The organism is Tardiphaga sp. 839_C3_N1_4, assembly GCF_051811045.1.
GTDB lineage: Bacteria > Pseudomonadota > Alphaproteobacteria > Rhizobiales > Xanthobacteraceae > Tardiphaga.
Window position 1 is genome coordinate 4,605,631 of sequence record NZ_JBPWQD010000001.1, and the last position, 17,414, is coordinate 4,623,044.

A 17,414-nucleotide genomic window follows, 5' to 3' on the forward strand; every position below is an offset into this window, starting at 1 on the left:
AACACGCCGTTACGAACTTCGGTGAACGATGGGTTAAGATGCTGCGCCATAACGACGATTTCGATACGACGCTGGCGGTCTATCCCGCGGCCGAACCGTTGACGATATCGGCTTGCTCGCCGCGCTCGATCAGCGATTTGACCAGCGAGGATTTCACGCCGGAGACGTGTTCGCGCATCAGTACCTCCGCGCGCCAGGGCTCGCGGGCCATAATGGCGTCGTAGATCCGGTGGTGATCATCGTGACGCCGGCGCACGTCGCGATGCTCGAAGGCGACGATGTTGCGGCTCGATGACATCGGCACGTGGTGGCAGATCCGGATCATCTCCGCCAGCATGCGGTTACGGGCGGCGCCCAGCAGGGTGTCGTGGAAGTCGCCATTGATGCCGCGATAGATGGTGAGATCGCCTTCCGCGAACTCACCGCGCGCCAGTAGTTTGTCGCCGGCGACAAGGCTTTCCTCGATGATGGCGCGCTCCTCGGCGCTCAGTCCACGTTCGGCGGCGAAGCGTGCGGCCACACCTTCCAGCGATGCGCGAATTTCATAAGCATCGACGATAGCGGAGAGTGGGAATTCACGGACGGTGAAGCCGCGATTAGGAGCGTAGTCGAGCAGCCCTTCACCGGCCAGTGCCTGCAAGGCGGCTCGGACGGGGGTCCGAGAGACCTCCAACGTCTTGCTGAAGCGGACCTCGTTGATCCGTTCGCCTGCGCTGACCGTGCCATCCAGAATGGCGTCGCGGATCTGATCCGTCACCGACAGCGACCGGTTGGCGACGCGGCCAGGGCCAGTAGCTTCAGGCAGCGGCGAGAGGGATGAGTCGGGCATCGGTGGTGCTCCGCAGCAAAGTGAATACAATTAAATCCGAGTGTGGCGGGTCTTTACTACTCAGCATACCAAAAAACACGATTTAGCTGCATAAATATCGCGCATAAAGGCGAGGCAGTTCGCGGAAATGATGAGCATCGGGAAAAGTGTATGTAATTGCGGTTGACTCGTGACCCGAACCCGCAATGATGCGGTCACGTTCACAAGAAGCAGGCGGTACGCGTCTCATGGCGGCAGGGAAGTCGATCGGCGAAAACGCCATCGAGGAGATCACGGCGGATCGCACCCCGCACTATGAGCCGTTTGGCTGGCATCACTGGCCCGAGCATCCCTGGCTTGCCTATCAATTCCGCCGCGGTCTCGGTGAGACCCAGGAGGGCGGCGGCAGCGTGTCCGAGGTGATGCTGGCCGGTTCGCGGATGATCCCGGGCGACCTCGAAAGCTGGCATAAAGAGTGGATGGTGATCGCGGATGCCAACTGGCAGCGCGGCCTTTCCGAAGAAAAGCTCGGCCACATCCGCACGGCGATGAACTGCTTCCTGCGGGCCGCCGACTACTACCGCCAGGCAGAATTCCATCTCGAGCCGACCGACCCGCGGCGGCTGCCGACCTTCGAGAAGATGGAGGCCTGCTCGCACAAGTTCATTTCCTATCTCAATCCGCCCGGCGAAGTGGTCGAAATCCCTTATGAGCCGGGCAAGCCGATTTGCGGCTACTTCATCCGTGCGCCATTTCCGGGCGGCGAGCTGCCGGTGCTGATCTGCATGGGCGGTCTCGATTCAATCAAAGACGAAATGTGGTTCATGCAGGCCCATGGTTGCTTGCAGCGCGGCATTTCGGTGCTGATGGTCGATCTGCCCGGGCAGGGCGGTACCTTGCGCCGCCACGGTCTTGCGACCCGCGCCGATACCGAAGTGCCGGTCGGCAAATGCATCGACTGGCTGGAAAAGCGCGCCGATGTCGATAGCTCGCGCATCGCAGTCTGCGGCTCCAGCATGGGCGGCTACTATGCCGCGCGTGCCGGCTGCTACGAGCACCGCCTTGCGGCGGTGATCTCGCATGGCGCTGTGTGGTCGGTGCATGACATGTGGGGTCAGAAAGGCGACGACTTCGGTCTGGCGATGCATATCCGCTGGGTATTTGGCGCCAAGACCATGAAGGAAGCCCATGAGCTGATGAAGCCCTTTACCCTGAAGGGCCATCTCGAGCACATGAAGTGTCCCTATCTGGTGCTGCATGGCGGCCACGACGTGCTCACGGTGACCGCGGCGCGCTCGACCTATGACCACGCCATTGCCAATGGTGTCGATACGACACTGCGCGTGCTGGAGCCGGATGAGACTGGCGCCGAACATTGCCAGCATGACAATCCGACCATCGGTCAGGAAGTGCTGGCCGACTGGCTCGCCGACAAATTCAAGATCGATCAGCGCGCGCTGCTGAAGACCTCATTCAACCCGCTGGTGTGATCATGAATCTCGGCGTCAATCAAATCAAGGCGGCCGTCGTTGCGATCGACCTGCATCGCGGTCATCTCGACATGTCGGTGGCAACCATGCCGACAACGCCGGATGTCGCGAAACAGGTCATTGCCTCTAACAAGCGGTTGTTTGACTGGTGCCGTAGTGTCGGCATCCCCGTGATCCATCAGGTCACGTCCTATCGCGACGAAGAAGAAATCCGCGCCAACCCGTTCTGGCGGACCCGCGCTGAGGACCCAAAAGCAACGCGCAAGAATGTGATGCGGCATAATATCATGGGCGGCCCCGGCTGCATCGTGATGCCGGAGCTGCTGGACCCCAGCGACTTCATCGTCAACACCAAGAAGCGCTACGACTGCTTCTTGGGCACCGATCTCGATTTCGTGTTGCGTTCGCACTGCATCAATACGCTGCTCATCACCGGCGTAAACACCAATTCCTGTGTGCTGGCGACGACGACGGCTGCCAATGTGCGCGATTACTCGGTGATCGTCGTCGAGGACTGCGTTGACAGCATGGACGGGCCAGAGTTGCATTCCGCTGGCCTTGCCTGCATCCGCACCGCCTTCGGCTTCGTGATGGATACCGATGCGGTGATGCAGCTCGATGGCCTCAAGGGCGCAGGACGTGCCGCATGATCCCATACAATTTCCCAATTTCGAAGGGCATCCAGCCATGACCGGTCCCATGCAGCCGCGCGAGCGTTGCGACTATTCCGCCATCGTCGATCGTCCCAAGCTGAAACTGCCGGGCAATGCCCGCATGATCGTCTGGACCATCGTCAATCTCGAAGTCTGGGATATTACCAAGCCGATGGCGCGTCAGGTGCTGCCGGCGCCGACCGGCATTCCGCTGCTGCCCGATGTCGCCAATTGGGGCTGGCACGAATACGGCATGCGTGTCGGTGTCTGGCGTTTCTTCGATCTCTACAAGAAGCTCGGCATCAAGCCCACGCTGTCGATCAATGCGCGTGTCTGCGAGGACTATCCACGCGTCGCCCAGCAGGCGAAGGACGCCGGCTGGGAGTTCATGGGCCATGCCTATGAGCAGGGGCCCATCCACAAGGAGGCCGACCAGAAAGCGATGATCAACCGCTCGATGGATGTGATTGAGAACTTCACCGGCAAGCGCCCCGTGGGCTGGCTCGGGCCGGGTCTTACGCAGACGCTGGAGACCCCGGAGTTCCTCGCCGAAGCCGGCGTGAAATATATCGGTGACTGGGTCTATGACGACGAGCCGACGGTGATCCGTACCGAGAAGGGACCGCTCACAACGCTGCCTTACACGGTGGAGATGAACGACATCCCGATGATGATGGTGCAACATCACGAGAGCACGCAGCTCCTGAATCGCGCCAAGGATCAGTTTGATCGCCTCTATGCCGAAAGCGCCGAGCGGCCGAAGATCATGTCGATCGCGATCCACCCGTATATTTCGGGTCAGCCGTTCCGCATCAAGTATCTCGAAGCGATCTATGACTATGTGAACCAGTTCGAAGGCGTGGTGCATTGGAATGGCGCCGAGATCCTCGATTGGTACAATACCCAGGTGGCGAAGTGAGCGTGACGTCCCAGCAGATGCTGCCCGCAATTCCCGTCACCGGCGTGCCGGTCGTGGGTGGCGGTTTTTTCCCTGTACGCCGCGTCTATTGTGTGGGGCGTAACTATCTCGACCACATCCGTGAGATGAAGGAAGCCGACGAGCGCGATCCGCCGTTCTTCTTCCAGAAGCCGCGCGACAGCGTGGTGCCGGACGGCGCGCGCGTGCCTTATCCGGCGTTCACCGAAGACTTCCAGTTCGAGGTTGAGCTGGTGCTGGCGATCGGACGCGGCGGCCGCAATATCGCGGTGGAGGAAGCGCTCGATTATATCTGGGGTTATGCCGTTGGCATCGATCTCACCCGTCGCGACCGCCAGCGCGATGCCCGCGATATGCAACTGCCTTGGGAAATGGGCAAAAGCTTCGACGCGTCTGCGCCTTGCGGTGAAATTGCGCCGGCACGTGATGCCCGGCATTTCAACAATTGCGCGATCACGCTGTCGGTGAACGGCGTCGAGAAGCAGCGCGGTGATATCGGCCAGATGATCTGGAGCGTGCCGGAGATCGTGGCGCAGCTGTCGAAGCAGATGAAGCTCGAGCCGGGTGATCTCATCTATACGGGAACGCCTGCCGGCGTGGGTCCCGTCGTTCCGGGCGATGTCATCGACGCGCGAATCGAAGGCCTGCCGTCGCTCGGCATCACCATCGTTGAGCCGGAGGCCTGATCATGTTGCCGACCGAACGCATTTCCTACTCGCCGATTGACGCTCGTCCACCGCTGAAGCTGCCGAATGGCAAGCGCATGGCAGTGTGGATCATCGTCAATGTCGAGGAATGGGACGCCAAGCAACCGATGCCGCGCACGGTGCTGACACCGCCAGCCGGCGGCTCGCCGTCGCCGGACGTTCCGAACTGGGCCTGGCACGAATACGGCAATCGTGTCGGCTTCTGGCGCATGCTGAAAGTGTTCGACGACTACAAGCTCCCCGCCGCGCTGGCGATCAATGGCTCGGCAATCGCCGCTTACCCGCCCATCGTCGAGGCAGCCAAGGCGCGCAACTGGGAATTCATGGGTCATGGTTTCACCCAGCGCAATATGCAGAAGGTGGAGAACGAGCGCGAGGATATCCGCAAGACTGCCGACGTGATCGAGAAGGCCACTGGCAAGCGACCGCGCGGCTGGCTTGGGCCGGGTCTGACCGAGACCTGGGAAACGCCGGACCTGCTGAAACAGGAAGGCTATGACTACGTCGCCGACTGGGTACTCGACGATCAGCCGGTATGGCTCAAGACCACGACGACACCGATCGTCAATGTGCCCTATACGCAGGAATGCAATGACGTCGCGATGATGCTGATCCAGCATCACAAGGCGTCGGAATATTACGACCGGGCCATCGACCAATTTGAGCAGATTTACGAAGATTCAGAGCATTCGGCCCGGGTCATGGCACTGGTTGTGCATCCCTACATCATGGGCGCGCCGCATCGCCTGAAGCACTTCCGCCGGATCTTCGAGACCATCCAGAAGAAATCCGACGTGGCCTTCATGACCGGCGAACAGATTCTCGATTGGTATCTTTCGGTCGGACCGAAAGCGCCAGAAGCATAGATCAGGCAAGCAGCAGGGCATGAGTCTCTTTCAACTCCTCAACGGCCTGACCTTCGCCGCGCTGCTGTTCGTTGTGGCGAGCGGCTTCACGCTGATCTTCGGCCTGCTGCGTATCGTCAATCTCGCGCATGGCGCGCTGTATCTGTTCGGCGGCTATATCGGCTACAGCGTTGCGGTGAAGACCGGCAGCTTCGTCGTCGGTGGTATCGGCGCCATGGCGGCGATCGCGGCCATCGGCTTCGTGCTCGATCAAGGATTGCTGCGCTTCGTGCGCGGCAACGAATTGCGACAGGTGCTGCTGACCCTCGGCGTCGCCTTTTTCCTCAACGATCTCGCGCTGGTGATCTGGGGCGGCGACAGTTTCACTGTGCCGATCCCGGAGATGTTGCGCGGCGGCACGCGGGTGCTCGGCACCTTCTATCCGATCTACCGGTTGTTTGTGCTGGGCATGGGCATCTTCGTCTTCATCGGCCTGTGGGTGCTGCTCAATCATACAAGGCTCGGCGCACTGATCCGTGCCGGCGTGGATGATGCCGAGATGGTCGAAGCGTCCGGCGTGAATATTCGCCGCGTCTTCCTTTTCACCTTTCTGTTCGGCTCGGCGCTGGCCGGCCTTGGCGGCCTGATGGGAGGCGCGTTCCTGTCGCTCTATCCCTCAGCGGACGCGGAAATCCTCACCTTTAGTCTCGCCGTCGTCATCATCGGTGGGCGTGGCAGCCTCGTTGGGGTCGGTGTCGGTAGCCTGCTGGTCGGGCTCCTGAATACGCTCGGCCAGGTGATGTTCCCCGAGCTCGCTTATTTCGTGATCTTCGGCCCGATGGCGGTGTTGCTCGCATTCCGTCCGCTCGGCCTGTTCGGACGTGCCACATGACGCAGCCCGTATCCAAAACGTCAGTTCTCGCCGGCATGACTAGCCGTGCGCTCGTCATCGCCGGGCTGGTGGTGATTGTCGCGGCATGCCTGCCGATGGTGCTGTCGAGTTATCAGGTCGGCCTCGCCACCGAAGTGTTGATCTTCGGAGTCCTCGCCATGTCGATCGATATTCTCGCCGGCTTTGCCGGTCGGACTTCCCTCGGCCATGGCGCCATCTTCGGTGTCTCGACCTATGTCGTCGTCTACGCGACTGGCCAGGCTGGCCTGTCGCCCTGGACGGGTTTCGCGCTCGGTGTGCTGGCAGCTACCGCGGTGGCCTCGGTATTTGCGTTGCTCGCGGTGCGCACCTCCGGCGTCTATTTCCTGCTGCTGACGCTGGCGCTCGGCATGATCGTGTGGGGCGTCTGCCTACGCTGGACGCAGGTCACCGGCGGCGAGAACGGCATGCGCGCTGATGTACGGCCGGCGGCTCTGATGAGCCATAGCGCGTTCTACTGGGCGGTGCTCGCCGGCGCGGTTGTCGTGTCCTTCGCCATGTGGCGGTTCGTGCGCTCGCCGTTCGGCCTGACGTTGCGCGGTATCCGCGACAGTGAAAGCCGCATGCGCAGCCTCGGTTACAATGTGCCTCTGCATCTGTTCATCGGCTTCACGGTGTCCGGCATCTTCGCCGGCATCGCCGGGGGGCTCTATGCGATGTTCAACAATTTTGTCAGCCCTTCGACCGTCGCGCTCGCGCAATCGGTGGAGGGTGTGTTGATGATGATCGCGGGCGGTGTCGGTACGCTTTTCGGCGCCTTTGTCGGCGCAGCGGCGATCATCGTGCTGGAGAATATCGTCAGCTCCTATACCGAACGCTGGTTGATGGTGCTCGGCATCACCTTCGTTCTCATCATGATCTTTGCCCCCGAGGGCATCATAGGCAAGCTGCGCGCGATCACCTCGCGCAAGGTGCGATAAGTCGGTTTCACGTTTCAATCGGGTTGCTCACGAAAGGACTTCGAGATGGATCGCAGGCAATTTCTCAAGAACACTACGGCGGCTGTCGCTGCCGCGGGCGTCGGCGTCGCTCCGTGGCGCTCCGCACAGGCCCAGGCCGGCCCGATCAAGATCGGTCTGCTGGCGCCGCTGACCGGCGTTGTCGCTTCGGGCGGCAAGGAAATGGTCGAGGGCGTGCAGTTCTATCTCGATCAGGTGAAGAACGAGATGGGCGGCCGCAAGGTCGAGCTGGTGATCGAGGACGATGCGTCGAATCCCGACACCGCTTTGCAGAAAGCGCGCCGTCTGGTCGAGCAAGGCAATTGCCACATGCTGATCGGCAATCTGCTCGCCAATACCGGCCTTGCTGTTGCCAACTACGTCAAGGGCACCGGCACGCCCTACTTCATTCCGATTATCGCAGCTGACGATCTCACCCAGCGCGCCCGCATCAAGAACGTAATCCGCGTCGCCGGCTATTCTGCCAGCGCCTTCACCCATCCGTTCGGTGATTGGGCCCTGAAGCAGGGCTACAAGAAGATCGCCACCATCAGCCAGGATTACACCTTCGGCCACGAACAGTGCGGCGGTCTCGCCCAGGTGTTCACCGAAGGGGGCGGGCAGATCGTGCAGCAGTTCTGGCATCCGCTGAACACTGCCGACTTCAGCCCCTATCTCGGCCAGCTTGCCGATCTCAAGGTCGATGCCATCTTCGCGATGGAAACAGGTGCCGATTCGACTCGTCTGATCCAGCAATACGCGTCATTCGGCCTGAAGGAAAAGACGCCGCTGTTGATGGCGATGAACGGCACCGACCAGTCGGTGATCCGCACCATGGGCCCCGAATGTGAAGGCATCATCGCAGCGGCGCATTTCGCTGAAGGTTCGGACGTCCCGACCACCGCGAAGTTCGAGAAGGATTACGAGGCGAAGTACGGCAAGATCCCGTCGCTCTACGGCTTCTCGATGTATTCCGGCATGATGTGGATCGATGCCGCGCTGAAAAAGATGGGCGGCAAGGTCGAGGACCGCGAAACCTTTATCGATACAGTACTGAAGACCGAGCTCGACAATTCGCCGCTCGGCAAGACCGTGAAGTTCGACGACTACGGCAATCCGATCTATGACGTCTATATCCGCAAGGTCGTGAAGCGCGCCGATGGCAAATACTGGAACGTGCCGATCGAGACCTATCCTAATGTCTCGCAATTCTGGAAGTACGATCCGGCGACCTATCTGAAGCAGCCGCCTTACTCGCGGACCTTCCAGGGCATCAAGAAGACCTGATTCAATATTGCTGACATCGAGGCGTGGCCGTGTCGCCGCGTCTCGTTCACTGGGAATTATTCGTGTCCGAACCGATCCTGACGCTGACAGATGTGGTAGTGGCCTTCGATGCCTTGCGGGCGGTCGATGGCGTCAGCCTGATTGTGCCGCGGGGCCAGCGCCGCGCCATCATAGGCCCCAATGGCGCCGGCAAGACTACATTGTTCAACGCCATTGCCGGCGCGCATCCGCCGACATCGGGCAAGATCAGGTTCAATGGACATGATGTGTCCAGACTGCCGCCACACCGGCGTGCGCAGCTCGGCATCTCGCGTACCTTCCAGATCACCAACTTGTTCCCTACGCTGAGCGTGCAAGACAACATGATGCTGGCGCTGCGTGGATTGAAGCCGAAGAAGTTTTCGCTGTTCGGCTCGCCAGATGCGGACGAGGGTGAGGCCGCGCATATCGTGGATGCGCTAAAGGCTGCGCGGATCGCCGAGCGCGCCGACATTATCGTCAAGGAAATGTCCTATGGCGAGCAGCGGCAGCTCGAAATCGCGATTGCGCTGGTGACGACGCCGACCATGCTGCTGCTGGATGAGCCCGCAGCCGGCCTGTCGCCGTCGGAGCGCTCGATGATTGCCGAGGTGATCCGCTCACTCGATCCGGCGATCACCGTGATCCTGATCGAACACGACATGGATCTGGCACTCGGTCTGGTCGACTACGTCACCTGCATGTTCGAAGGCCGCGTGCTGGTGGAGGAGCCGCCGGAAGGCATCCGCCGCAACAAGCAGGTTCAGGAAGTCTATCTCGGGAAGCCGCGTCATGCTTGAGGTCAAGGATCTGCACAGCGGTTACGGCGACGCCGTCGTGGTGCGCGGCGCTTGGCTCGAGGTGCGTCCCGGCGAGATCGTCGCGCTGCTCGGCCGTAATGGTATGGGCAAGACCACTTTCATTCGTTCCATCATGGGCCTGACGCCGCCGCAGGTGCGCTCGGGTACGATCACCTGGCGCGACGAGAGCCTCATTGGTCTGCGTCCTCACGATATCGCCAATCGCAAGATAGCGATCGTGCCGCAGGGCCGCCGGCTGTTTCCGTCGCTGACGGTGACCGAACATCTGACCATGCTGAAGAGCGCGCGCGCCAGGGATGGCTGGACGCTCGATCGCGTATTCGGCATTTTTCCGCGGCTTGCGGAGCGCCGCTATCACCGCGGTGGCCAGTTGTCTGGTGGTGAGCGCGGCATGCTGGCTGTGGGCCGTGCGCTGATGATCGATCCCGAATTGATCCTGATGGACGAGCCGTCCGAAGGTCTCGCGCCGGTGATGGTGCAGCACCTCGAAAGCATCATTCTCGACCTTAAAAAGGAAGGGTTGTCGATCTTGCTGGTCGAGCAGAATCTCTACAGCGCGCTGGCCGTCGCCGATCGCGTCTACATTATGGAAACCGGGCAGATCGTGCATCACGGTACGTCGCAGGAAATGAATGAGCAGACTGACGTGCTATTCCAGCGCCTCGGCGTGCATTGAGGTGATCATGAGCGAGGACCTGTTGCGCCAAGTCGCTGCCGAATTGAACAAAGCGCCCGGCGCTGCTGAACGCACACCGCGCATGACGGGGCTGGTCGTGGAAAATAATACGCGCGTCGCGACTGCAGCAGTTCAAGACATGGCGTTCGATTCGACGGCCTATGCGTATCAGGCGTGGCTCGCTAGTATGGACAAGCGCTGATGCAGAGCGCAATCGCAGCCCTTGATCTCTGCGCCCTCGCGGATGCTGTCGCTAAAGGCGAAGTCACGTCCGTGAAGGCGACAACGGTGGCGCTGGAACGGCTCGATCTGATCGGTCGCAAATTGCATGCCGTGGTGCGGCTTGACGACGAACGGGCGCTGGACGCGGCCGAAGCCGCCGACAAGTTGCGCGCATCGGGGGCGGCATTACCGATGCTGCATGGCGTGCCTCTTGCACATAAAGACCTCTTCTATCGCGCCGGTGATCTGTCCGGTGGCGGCTCCAAAATCCGGGCTGACTTTCGCGCTGACGTGACAGCCACGGTGATTACCCGGCTCGACGCCGCCGGCGCGCTCGATCTCGGCCGGCTGCAGCTGGCTGAATTCGCCATGAGTCCGACGGGCTATAACGAATCGCTGGGGCATGCGCGCAACCCGTGGAATCCGGGGCATGTGCCGGGCGGCTCGTCCTCCGGTTCTGGCGTTGCCGTCGCCGCGCGCCTCGCGACCGGCTCGCTTGGGACGGATACCGGCGGTTCACTACGCCATCCCGGCGCGATGTGCGGCCTGATCGGGTTGAAGCCGACCTGGGGATTGGTTCCGACCGATGGTGTGATGCCGCTATCTGCCTCACTGGATTGCACGGGACCTCTGGCCCGTACCGCACGGGATGCCGCGCGACTGCTGTCGGTGATCGCGGACCGCGACTATGAAGCGACGCTCGATACGGGTGTAACCGGGATGCGCATCGCAACTCCCGGTGGGTACTACCGCGAGCTCCTGCATCCGGATGTGGCGACTGTGCTGGACGAAGCTGTCAAGACGCTGCGGTCGCTCGGCATCACCATCGTCGAGACCACGCCGTCGGATATGGCCTTGATCAACGCGCTGATGCAGATCGTCATGAGCGTCGAGGCCGCGACGATCCATCGCCGCTGGCTGATCGAGCGACCGCAGGATTATGCCGATCAGGTGCGCTCTCGCATCGAGCCCGGCCTGCTCTATCCGGCGACACGTTATGTGGAAGCGCTGTCGCTGCGTGCGCAGATCACCCAGCAATGGATCGCATCCTGCATCGGATCCGCCGATCTCGCGCTGCTGCCGGCGATCTCGATTCCGGTGCCGACCATAGCGGCGACCACCGAAGGCGATCCTGCTGACGTCGCTGCCGTGATCGGCCAGCTCACACATTGCACCCGCGGCGTCAATTATCTCGGTCTACCCGGGGCCTCAGTGCCGTGCGGCTTCGATGCGGCAGGTCTGCCGATCGCGTTCCAGCTGGTTGGCCGCCCTTATGCGGAAGCCGATATCCTGCGTGCCGCTCACGCCTATCAGGGCGCGACCGACTGGCATCAGCGCGTCCCCGCCAGTGCCGAACTGAACTAAGAAGAAGAGATTTCGAATGCCGATCATCGACATGCACACTCATGCACTCAGCAAGCGCGTCGAGCCGCTGGTGGTCGGACATTACGATCCGATGGACAATCCCTATCGGCGCGACATGTCGCCGGCGAGCCGCGAAACTGATGCAGAGCAGGGCAAGCTGCTCCCGGGCCTGATGCTCGACATCGCCAAGCGCCGAGAGATGATGGCGAAGATGGGCGTCGACTTTCAGGTGATCGCACCGGCACCGGCGCAGCAGAACTACTGGGCCGACGAAGATTTGCAATGTGCGCTGTCGCGCGTGCAGAACGAAGACATTGCCGCGCTCGTGGCGCAGGATCCTGCACATTTCGCCGGGATGGGCACGTTGCCGATGCGGTTCCCCGGGCGTGCGGTGGAGGAGGCGGTTCATGCAGTCGAGCAACTCGGCCTGCGTGGATTCCAGATCGATACCCGCGTCGAAAACCTCGAACTGTCTCATGCCGCCTTCGATCCACTCTATGCCCGGCTTGCCAAACTGCGCATACCGCTGTTCGTGCATCCCCTGGGTTTCTCCCATGGCCAGCGGCTCGGCGATTTCTTCATGGTCAACAGCGTCGGCCAGCCCATCGAGGAGACGATTGCGATCGCCCACTTCATCATGGGTGGCATTCTTGACCGGCATCCCGATCTCGGCGTGATTATCGCCCACGGCGGTGGTTTCTACCCATTCTACGCAGCCCGACTGGATCACGCCTGGAAGGTGCGTCCGGAAGTACGCCGGCTCACGGCAGATGCGCCGTCGACCTATCTCAAGCGGCTCTGGTTTGACACCTGCGTGTTCTCTGCGGAGCTGATCGACAATCTCGTCAAGACGGTGGGCCTCGATCGCGTCATGATGGGTTCGGACTACCCGTTCGACATGGGGGACCCCGATCCGGTGGGGCTGGTCAACAAGGCTAAGCTATCGGACACTGATCGTCAGAAAGTCCTGTTCGGCAATGCGAGCCGGCTGTTCAAGATCGGATAAGCTCCTGCCTCGTTGCGGCAAGGTGCGGCACAAGAGGCAAGACCTGCGATGACAATTCACTTTGATTTCGCCAAACTTAGCGCGCCGGAGCGCTACAAGTTGCTTTGTGGTCTCGTTGTCCCGCGACCGATTGCGTTGATCACAACCATTTCCGAGGCTGGTGTGGTCAATGCAGCGCCGTTCTCGTTCTTCAATGTGTTCTCCGAAAAGCCGCCGCTGGTCGTGGTCGGCCTGCAGGCCAGGCCCGATCTGTCGGTCAAGGACACGACCCGTAATGTGCGCGCCAATGGGTTGTTTGTTATCAATATGGTGGATGAGGCCCTCGCCAACGATATGGTCGACTGTTCAATCAGCTTTCCATCCGACATCGGCGAACTGGATGCTTTGCAGCTTCCAATGACGGCTGGCATCAATGTGCCGGTGCCGCATTTGGCGAAGGCGCCTGCGGCACTGGAATGCCGAAAAGTGACAATGATGAACTTTGGCGCAGAGCGCGACCTACTGGTCGGGGAGGTCCTGGGCATTCAGGTTCGCGATGGTGTTGTCGACCCCGTCACCTTGCGTACGGACTATGATCACTATCTTCCGGTCGCACGTATCGCGGGAACCATGTATGCACGGATGCAAGATCGGTTCGAGATCAAACCCGACAGTTTCGACACTTGGCAACTCCGTAGCTCCCGCTGAGGGAGTTTTGTTCGGGGAGTGCGTCGGAATGCCGGTGGTAGTTCTCTGCGCGTTCGATTAACCGTCAGAGGTGAGAAATCGCCGCTCCTGCGCTTGCATGGGATATGACTGCTGGATGTATCGGAAAACCATCATTGTTGTCGCGTGGACTACACTTGCATTGATTGCTTTTGCGACTTTGTCACCGATCGGGCTGCGGCCGCATTTTGGCGGTGTCAGCCTTGAGCGCTTCGGCGCATTCGCACTTGTGGGCCTTTTGTTCGGTCTCGCTTATCCCCGCCATCTCTGGCTTGTCCTGACGCTCGTTGGGGGGGCGGCAGTCGCGCTTGAGGTGCTGCAACATCTGACGCCGGACCGGCACGGCGAGGTGCGGGATGCGCTGGTCAAACTTGCAGGCGGCGTCACCGGCATCGGGATATCGCTCGCGCTCCATCAGACCTTAAAACGGTTTGTCACCTTAGGTTGAGAATGAGCTGCACTACCTCGCTGAGGTACGTCAGTTTTTTCTGCGAATCGCGTTTGCTGAGTTCCAGCCTGTGAAGCGCTATCCTGGATGCTTCGCATCTCGCGGCTTTGAAAAAATACGTGTAATCACGGTAGCGTTCTACCCGCGCCCCCTCTTTGAGATTGCTAATGGCAGAAATAACACATGCCTCCACGTGAAAGTACTTGGCATGTGTAAAAAGACACCGATACAACTTGAAGGAAGGTGTATGTCGTATCGTCTACAATTTCGACGAGCCTAAGAAACGTTTCGGCCAGATTGATGTAGATGGCCGATGACTTTGGTGTGACGTCCCGAAGCGGACAATTCCGTTGCGTGGAGAGGACGTCGATCTCAAAGGACAACGTATTATGCATCGGCGGTACCAGCATTCGAGCATCCCAACCGAAATCATGCGATCGGTTGTCGGTATCTCCGAAGCCGGCAGCATCACCAAGGCCGCGAAGCTGCTCGGCCTGAGCCAGCCTGCCATCAGCTCGCAGATCAAGCGCATTGAGCACGCGGTCGGCGGCAGTATCTTCCAGAAGTCTGCCAACGGCTCATCGACGACAGAGCTCGGAAAGCTCGTTCTGATCCAGGCCAGGAAGATTCTGGAGGCGAATGACCAGTTGCTCTTGCTGCGTGGCGCTTCGCCCGAAGATCAGACCATCCGGCTTGGTCTGACCAACTTCTATTCGCAACGCGCAATGGAAGGGATGAGCAAGGCGGCGATGAACAATGTCTGCATCTATTCAGATAATTCGGCCGAGATCGCGAAAAGCATGCTCGACGGCTACATCGATGTCGGCGTGTTCCTCAGTATCTCCGATATGCCCGGGGATGCGGCCATAGATATCGTCGCGCAACGCGACGATGAATTGACCTGGGTTCGATCCAAGGATTTTACGTTAAGCCCTGGCGCGCCCATTCCGTTGCTGACTTGGCCGGGGCAGATCGTGCATAACGTCATGATTCAGGCGCTTGAGCGTAGGGGCATGATCTATCGTATCGCATTTTCCAGCCCGGACTATCATGCACGGATCGAAGCTGCGAAGGCAGGCATCGGTTTAACCCTGCTGCCAACGGCTCTGATCCCGGCGTCGCTCTTGGCGGCCAATGAGTATTATCTTCCAAAGCTGGCGATACCCAAACTCGTGCTATGCGCGCGTGAGGGGATTCGCAAGAAACACAGCATTCTAATAAAAGAACTGCACGTTAAATTCTTCGGTATATAGTTCTGTCATCGACGCGCGTATCAGAAAATGTGATCTCCTCATCAAATCCAATGCCATCATCCAATACAATGCAGGCATTGGAGATGATCGATCCCACCAAGTGGTAGCAGAAGTTGTATAGGTAGTTTTCACGCGGTCTTGCGAAGCTCAGCGCATGTTGAGATTCGATGCCAGCATGGGAAAACTCCTGTCGTGTCGACGCGGCGCTTCCGCAGTCGAATTCGCGATGCTGCTTCCCGTCTTTCTGTCGATCGTTTTCGGCATCGTCGTCTTTGGGTCATATTTTGCAGTCGTTCACGGTGTTCAGCAGCTTGCTGCCGAGGCAGCACGTTCCTCTGTCGCCGGGCTGACCGAGACCGAACGTGGCTCGATCGCATCGACCTATGTCACGTCGAATGCCGCGACTTATCCGCTGATCAATGCGTCAAAGCTAAGCGTCAATGCGGCGACATCGTCGTCGAACGCAAACGTCTTCGTGGTCACGGTCAACTACGACGCGTCGACCATGTTCATCTATTCGCTTCCTTTCGTGCCGATGCCTCCATCGCAAGTCTCGCGATCTGCCGCCATTCCCTACGGAGGGTTTTGAGCGATGGAACCGATGCGCGCACTTCTCAAGAGGTTTCGCACCGACCAGCGGGGAAATATTGCCATCATGTCTGCGGGCGGCATGATCCTGGCCGTTTGTTGTGCTGCACTGGGTGTCGATATCGGGACCATCGCTGCGGATCGTCGCAAGACGCAGGCTGCCACGGATCTCGCCGCGATCGTTGCGGCCAGCAACTTAAGCAATGCGACAAACGCAGCAAAGGCGGCGGTCACCAGCAATAACTATCCAGCCAGCGCCCTGGTTGGTGTAGAACTCGGAACTTACACAGCCAATTCCGCCGTCGCTGCGCAAAGCCGCTTTGTCACGCCAGCGACTGGAACAGCCAATGCGGCGCGGGTCAGTCTTCAGACGGCGACGCCGCTCTACTTCAGCCATTTCTTTACCGGCAGCAACAATTTCACGATCAAGACAACGGCGACCGCAACAACGACGGCCATCGCGTCGTTCTCGATCGGTTCGCGATTGGCATCGTTAAATGGCGGCTTGTTGAATAGTGTTCTCGGATCAATTCTGGGCACGACCCTGTCGCTGTCAGTCATGGACTACAATGCGCTTCTTGGCGCGCGCATCGATGCTTTCACCTTCCTCTCGGCGCTGGCGACGCGTGTCGGTCTGACCGGTGTGACTTATGACACGCTGCTGAATTCGAACATCAAGATCGGGGACGTTCTCGCTGCAGCGCTGAGCGCGCAGCAGGCTACCAATGGCAGCGGCACCGCGACCACCGCACTCTCGACGATATCGCAGGCTTCGGCATCTGTGACGACCAAGATTGCGCCTGGCAAGCTGATCGATGCGGGCCCCTACGCGAACCTGATTGTGGGCGTCAAGCCGAAAGACGGTGTGAGCATCTCGCTTTACGATTTGCTACAGGCAACAGCTGGAATCGCTAATGGCACCAACCAGATTGCCACATCCGTCAATTTAGGTCTGCCGGGCATTGCCAGCGCGTCACTGACGGCGACGATTGGCGCACGGCCACAGGGATCCGGCTGGATTGCCGTGGGCACGCAGGGCGTCAGTGTTCATACAGCTCAGACACGTGTGCTGCTATCCATCCAGTTGATCGGAAGTGGTTCGGCGTCATTGGTCAATCTACCGGTCTATGTAGAGGTCGCGTCGGGCACAGCGACGCTGAACAAGGTCAATTGCGGCTATCCCAACGTCAATACATCGAGCGTCACGCTTGGCGTTACGCCGGGCATTGTCGATGCATGGATAGGTAACGTCACTGTAGCCGACCTCAACAATGTTGCGACCAAGCCGAATCCAGGGCCGGCCCCGCTTGTGAATCTCCTGGGCATTCCAATTGTGACTGCAAAGGCCCATGCGGGCATGGGCAACACCACGCCGGTCAGCGTCAATTTCAGCTATTCGGATATCGCGTCGCAGACGAAGAAGACCGTAAACACGACAAACTTCACGTCGTCCCTGACGGGCAGTCTGCTTGGCGACCTCAACATCAGTGTTCTTGGACTGGGTTTGGCGATCCCGGGTCTTGGTGGACTCGTCACCAGCATCATCAGCGGGGCAACCAGTTCAATCGATCAATTGCTGGCGGCAACGTTGGCAAGTCTCGGCGTCGGAATTGGACAGGCCGATGTGTGGGTATCCGGCATTCGCTGTGACGGCGCAGTGTTGGTGAACTGAATCAGTAACGCGTGAACTTCAATGCCAGCTTTAACAGAAGAGGA

The 17,414-nt window shown here is 59.8% G+C and carries 19 protein-coding genes; 18 read left to right on the top strand and 1 reads right to left on the bottom strand.

Going from position 1 to position 17,414, the window contains the following annotated elements; all coding sequences use genetic code 11:
- Positions 1–79: 79 nt before the first annotated feature.
- Positions 80–829, bottom strand: coding sequence for a GntR family transcriptional regulator (locus AB8A38_RS22015; protein WP_439087393.1), 750 nt, complete (start codon positions 827–829; stop codon positions 80–82).
- A 227-nt stretch (positions 830–1,056) separates the two neighbouring features.
- On the opposite strand from AB8A38_RS22015, the gene AB8A38_RS22020 reads away from it, so the two are divergent.
- From AB8A38_RS22020 to AB8A38_RS22105, 18 genes are all read left to right on the top strand, one after another.
- Entirely contained in the window at positions 1,057–2,298 is a 1,242-nt protein-coding gene (locus AB8A38_RS22020; RefSeq protein ID WP_439087394.1) for an alpha/beta hydrolase family protein, read from the top strand.
- A 2-nt stretch (positions 2,299–2,300) separates the two neighbouring features.
- The gene (locus AB8A38_RS22025; protein ID WP_439087395.1) at positions 2,301–2,948 is read left to right on the top strand and encodes a cysteine hydrolase; all 648 of its coding nucleotides are present in this window, start codon (positions 2,301–2,303) and stop codon (positions 2,946–2,948) included.
- Between the two features lie 37 nt (positions 2,949–2,985).
- The gene (locus AB8A38_RS22030; RefSeq protein ID WP_439087396.1) at positions 2,986–3,870 is read left to right on the top strand and encodes a polysaccharide deacetylase family protein; all 885 of its coding nucleotides are present in this window, start codon (positions 2,986–2,988) and stop codon (positions 3,868–3,870) included.
- A gap of 2 nt (positions 3,871–3,872) precedes the next feature.
- The gene (locus AB8A38_RS22035) at positions 3,873–4,574 is read left to right on the top strand and encodes a fumarylacetoacetate hydrolase family protein (RefSeq protein WP_439088582.1); all 702 of its coding nucleotides are present in this window, start codon (positions 3,873–3,875) and stop codon (positions 4,572–4,574) included.
- Positions 4,575–4,576: 2 nt separating this feature from the next.
- Positions 4,577–5,461 (top strand): polysaccharide deacetylase family protein, encoded by an 885-nt coding sequence (locus AB8A38_RS22040; protein WP_439087397.1) that lies wholly within the window; start codon positions 4,577–4,579, stop codon positions 5,459–5,461.
- 19 nt (positions 5,462–5,480) lie between these two features.
- A complete protein-coding gene (locus tag AB8A38_RS22045) occupies positions 5,481–6,332 on the top strand; it encodes a branched-chain amino acid ABC transporter permease (protein WP_439087398.1) in 852 nt (283 codons plus the stop codon).
- Positions 6,329–7,291 (top strand): branched-chain amino acid ABC transporter permease, encoded by a 963-nt coding sequence (locus AB8A38_RS22050; RefSeq protein WP_439087399.1) that lies wholly within the window; start codon positions 6,329–6,331, stop codon positions 7,289–7,291. Before AB8A38_RS22045 ends, AB8A38_RS22050 begins: the two co-directional genes overlap by 4 nt.
- Positions 7,292–7,336: 45 nt before the next feature.
- Positions 7,337–8,596 carry an ABC transporter substrate-binding protein gene (locus AB8A38_RS22055; protein ID WP_089267737.1) on the top strand — a complete coding sequence of 420 codons (1,260 nt, stop codon included), beginning with the start codon at positions 7,337–7,339 and terminating at the stop codon, positions 8,594–8,596.
- Positions 8,597–8,658: 62 nt separating this feature from the next.
- Positions 8,659–9,414 (top strand): ABC transporter ATP-binding protein, encoded by a 756-nt coding sequence (locus tag AB8A38_RS22060; protein WP_439087400.1) that lies wholly within the window; start codon positions 8,659–8,661, stop codon positions 9,412–9,414.
- Positions 9,407–10,111, top strand: coding sequence for an ABC transporter ATP-binding protein (locus tag AB8A38_RS22065; protein WP_439087401.1), 705 nt, complete (start codon positions 9,407–9,409; stop codon positions 10,109–10,111). The genes AB8A38_RS22060 and AB8A38_RS22065 overlap by 8 nt, the downstream gene beginning before the upstream one ends.
- Before the next feature lie 7 nt (positions 10,112–10,118).
- Entirely contained in the window at positions 10,119–10,313 is a 195-nt protein-coding gene (locus AB8A38_RS22070) for a hypothetical protein (RefSeq protein ID WP_439087402.1), read from the top strand.
- Positions 10,313–11,698 (top strand): amidase, encoded by a 1,386-nt coding sequence (locus tag AB8A38_RS22075; protein WP_439087403.1) that lies wholly within the window; start codon positions 10,313–10,315, stop codon positions 11,696–11,698. Before AB8A38_RS22070 ends, AB8A38_RS22075 begins: the two co-directional genes overlap by 1 nt.
- Positions 11,699–11,714: 16 nt before the next feature.
- Positions 11,715–12,704 carry an amidohydrolase family protein gene (locus AB8A38_RS22080; protein ID WP_439087404.1) on the top strand — a complete coding sequence of 330 codons (990 nt, stop codon included), beginning with the start codon at positions 11,715–11,717 and terminating at the stop codon, positions 12,702–12,704.
- Positions 12,705–12,716: 12 nt separating this feature from the next.
- Complete coding sequence (locus tag AB8A38_RS22085) at positions 12,717–13,391, top strand: flavin reductase family protein (protein WP_315844103.1); 675 nt, start codon at positions 12,717–12,719, stop codon at positions 13,389–13,391.
- A 115-nt stretch (positions 13,392–13,506) separates the two neighbouring features.
- Positions 13,507–13,857, top strand: coding sequence for a VanZ family protein (locus AB8A38_RS22090; RefSeq protein WP_439087405.1), 351 nt, complete (start codon positions 13,507–13,509; stop codon positions 13,855–13,857).
- A 350-nt stretch (positions 13,858–14,207) separates the two neighbouring features.
- A complete protein-coding gene (locus AB8A38_RS22095) occupies positions 14,208–15,110 on the top strand; it encodes a LysR family transcriptional regulator (protein WP_439087406.1) in 903 nt (300 codons plus the stop codon).
- 154 nt (positions 15,111–15,264) lie between these two features.
- Positions 15,265–15,699 (top strand): TadE/TadG family type IV pilus assembly protein, encoded by a 435-nt coding sequence (locus AB8A38_RS22100; protein ID WP_315844100.1) that lies wholly within the window; start codon positions 15,265–15,267, stop codon positions 15,697–15,699.
- A 12-nt stretch (positions 15,700–15,711) separates the two neighbouring features.
- On the top strand, positions 15,712–17,370 hold the full coding sequence (locus AB8A38_RS22105; RefSeq protein ID WP_439087407.1) for a TadG family pilus assembly protein: 1,659 nt from the start codon (positions 15,712–15,714) through the stop codon (positions 17,368–17,370).
- The last annotated feature ends 44 nt before the right edge of the window (positions 17,371–17,414 follow it).

Excerpts from the sequence above, each read along its gene's own strand:
- AB8A38_RS22105 (WP_439087407.1), top strand. The coding sequence starts at position 15,712 with ATGCGCGCACTTCTCAAGAGGTTTCGCACCGACCAGCGGGGAAATATT.
- AB8A38_RS22045 (WP_439087398.1), top strand. The coding sequence starts at position 5,481 with ATGAGTCTCTTTCAACTCCTCAACGGCCTGACCTTCGCCGCGCTGCTG.
- AB8A38_RS22100 (WP_315844100.1), top strand. The coding sequence starts at position 15,265 with ATGTTGAGATTCGATGCCAGCATGGGAAAACTCCTGTCGTGTCGACGC.
- AB8A38_RS22065 (WP_439087401.1), top strand. The coding sequence starts at position 9,407 with ATGCTTGAGGTCAAGGATCTGCACAGCGGTTACGGCGACGCCGTCGTG.
- AB8A38_RS22090 (WP_439087405.1), top strand. The coding sequence starts at position 13,507 with ATGTATCGGAAAACCATCATTGTTGTCGCGTGGACTACACTTGCATTG.
- AB8A38_RS22015 (WP_439087393.1), bottom strand. The coding sequence starts at position 829 with ATGCCCGACTCATCCCTCTCGCCGCTGCCTGAAGCTACTGGCCCTGGC.
- AB8A38_RS22030 (WP_439087396.1), top strand. The coding sequence starts at position 2,986 with ATGACCGGTCCCATGCAGCCGCGCGAGCGTTGCGACTATTCCGCCATC.
- AB8A38_RS22080 (WP_439087404.1), top strand. The coding sequence starts at position 11,715 with ATGCCGATCATCGACATGCACACTCATGCACTCAGCAAGCGCGTCGAG.
- AB8A38_RS22040 (WP_439087397.1), top strand. The coding sequence starts at position 4,577 with ATGTTGCCGACCGAACGCATTTCCTACTCGCCGATTGACGCTCGTCCA.
- AB8A38_RS22025 (WP_439087395.1), top strand. The coding sequence starts at position 2,301 with ATGAATCTCGGCGTCAATCAAATCAAGGCGGCCGTCGTTGCGATCGAC.
- AB8A38_RS22050 (WP_439087399.1), top strand. The coding sequence starts at position 6,329 with ATGACGCAGCCCGTATCCAAAACGTCAGTTCTCGCCGGCATGACTAGC.
- AB8A38_RS22055 (WP_089267737.1), top strand. The coding sequence starts at position 7,337 with ATGGATCGCAGGCAATTTCTCAAGAACACTACGGCGGCTGTCGCTGCC.
- AB8A38_RS22070 (WP_439087402.1), top strand. The coding sequence starts at position 10,119 with ATGAGCGAGGACCTGTTGCGCCAAGTCGCTGCCGAATTGAACAAAGCG.
- AB8A38_RS22020 (WP_439087394.1), top strand. The coding sequence starts at position 1,057 with ATGGCGGCAGGGAAGTCGATCGGCGAAAACGCCATCGAGGAGATCACG.
- AB8A38_RS22075 (WP_439087403.1), top strand. The coding sequence starts at position 10,313 with ATGCAGAGCGCAATCGCAGCCCTTGATCTCTGCGCCCTCGCGGATGCT.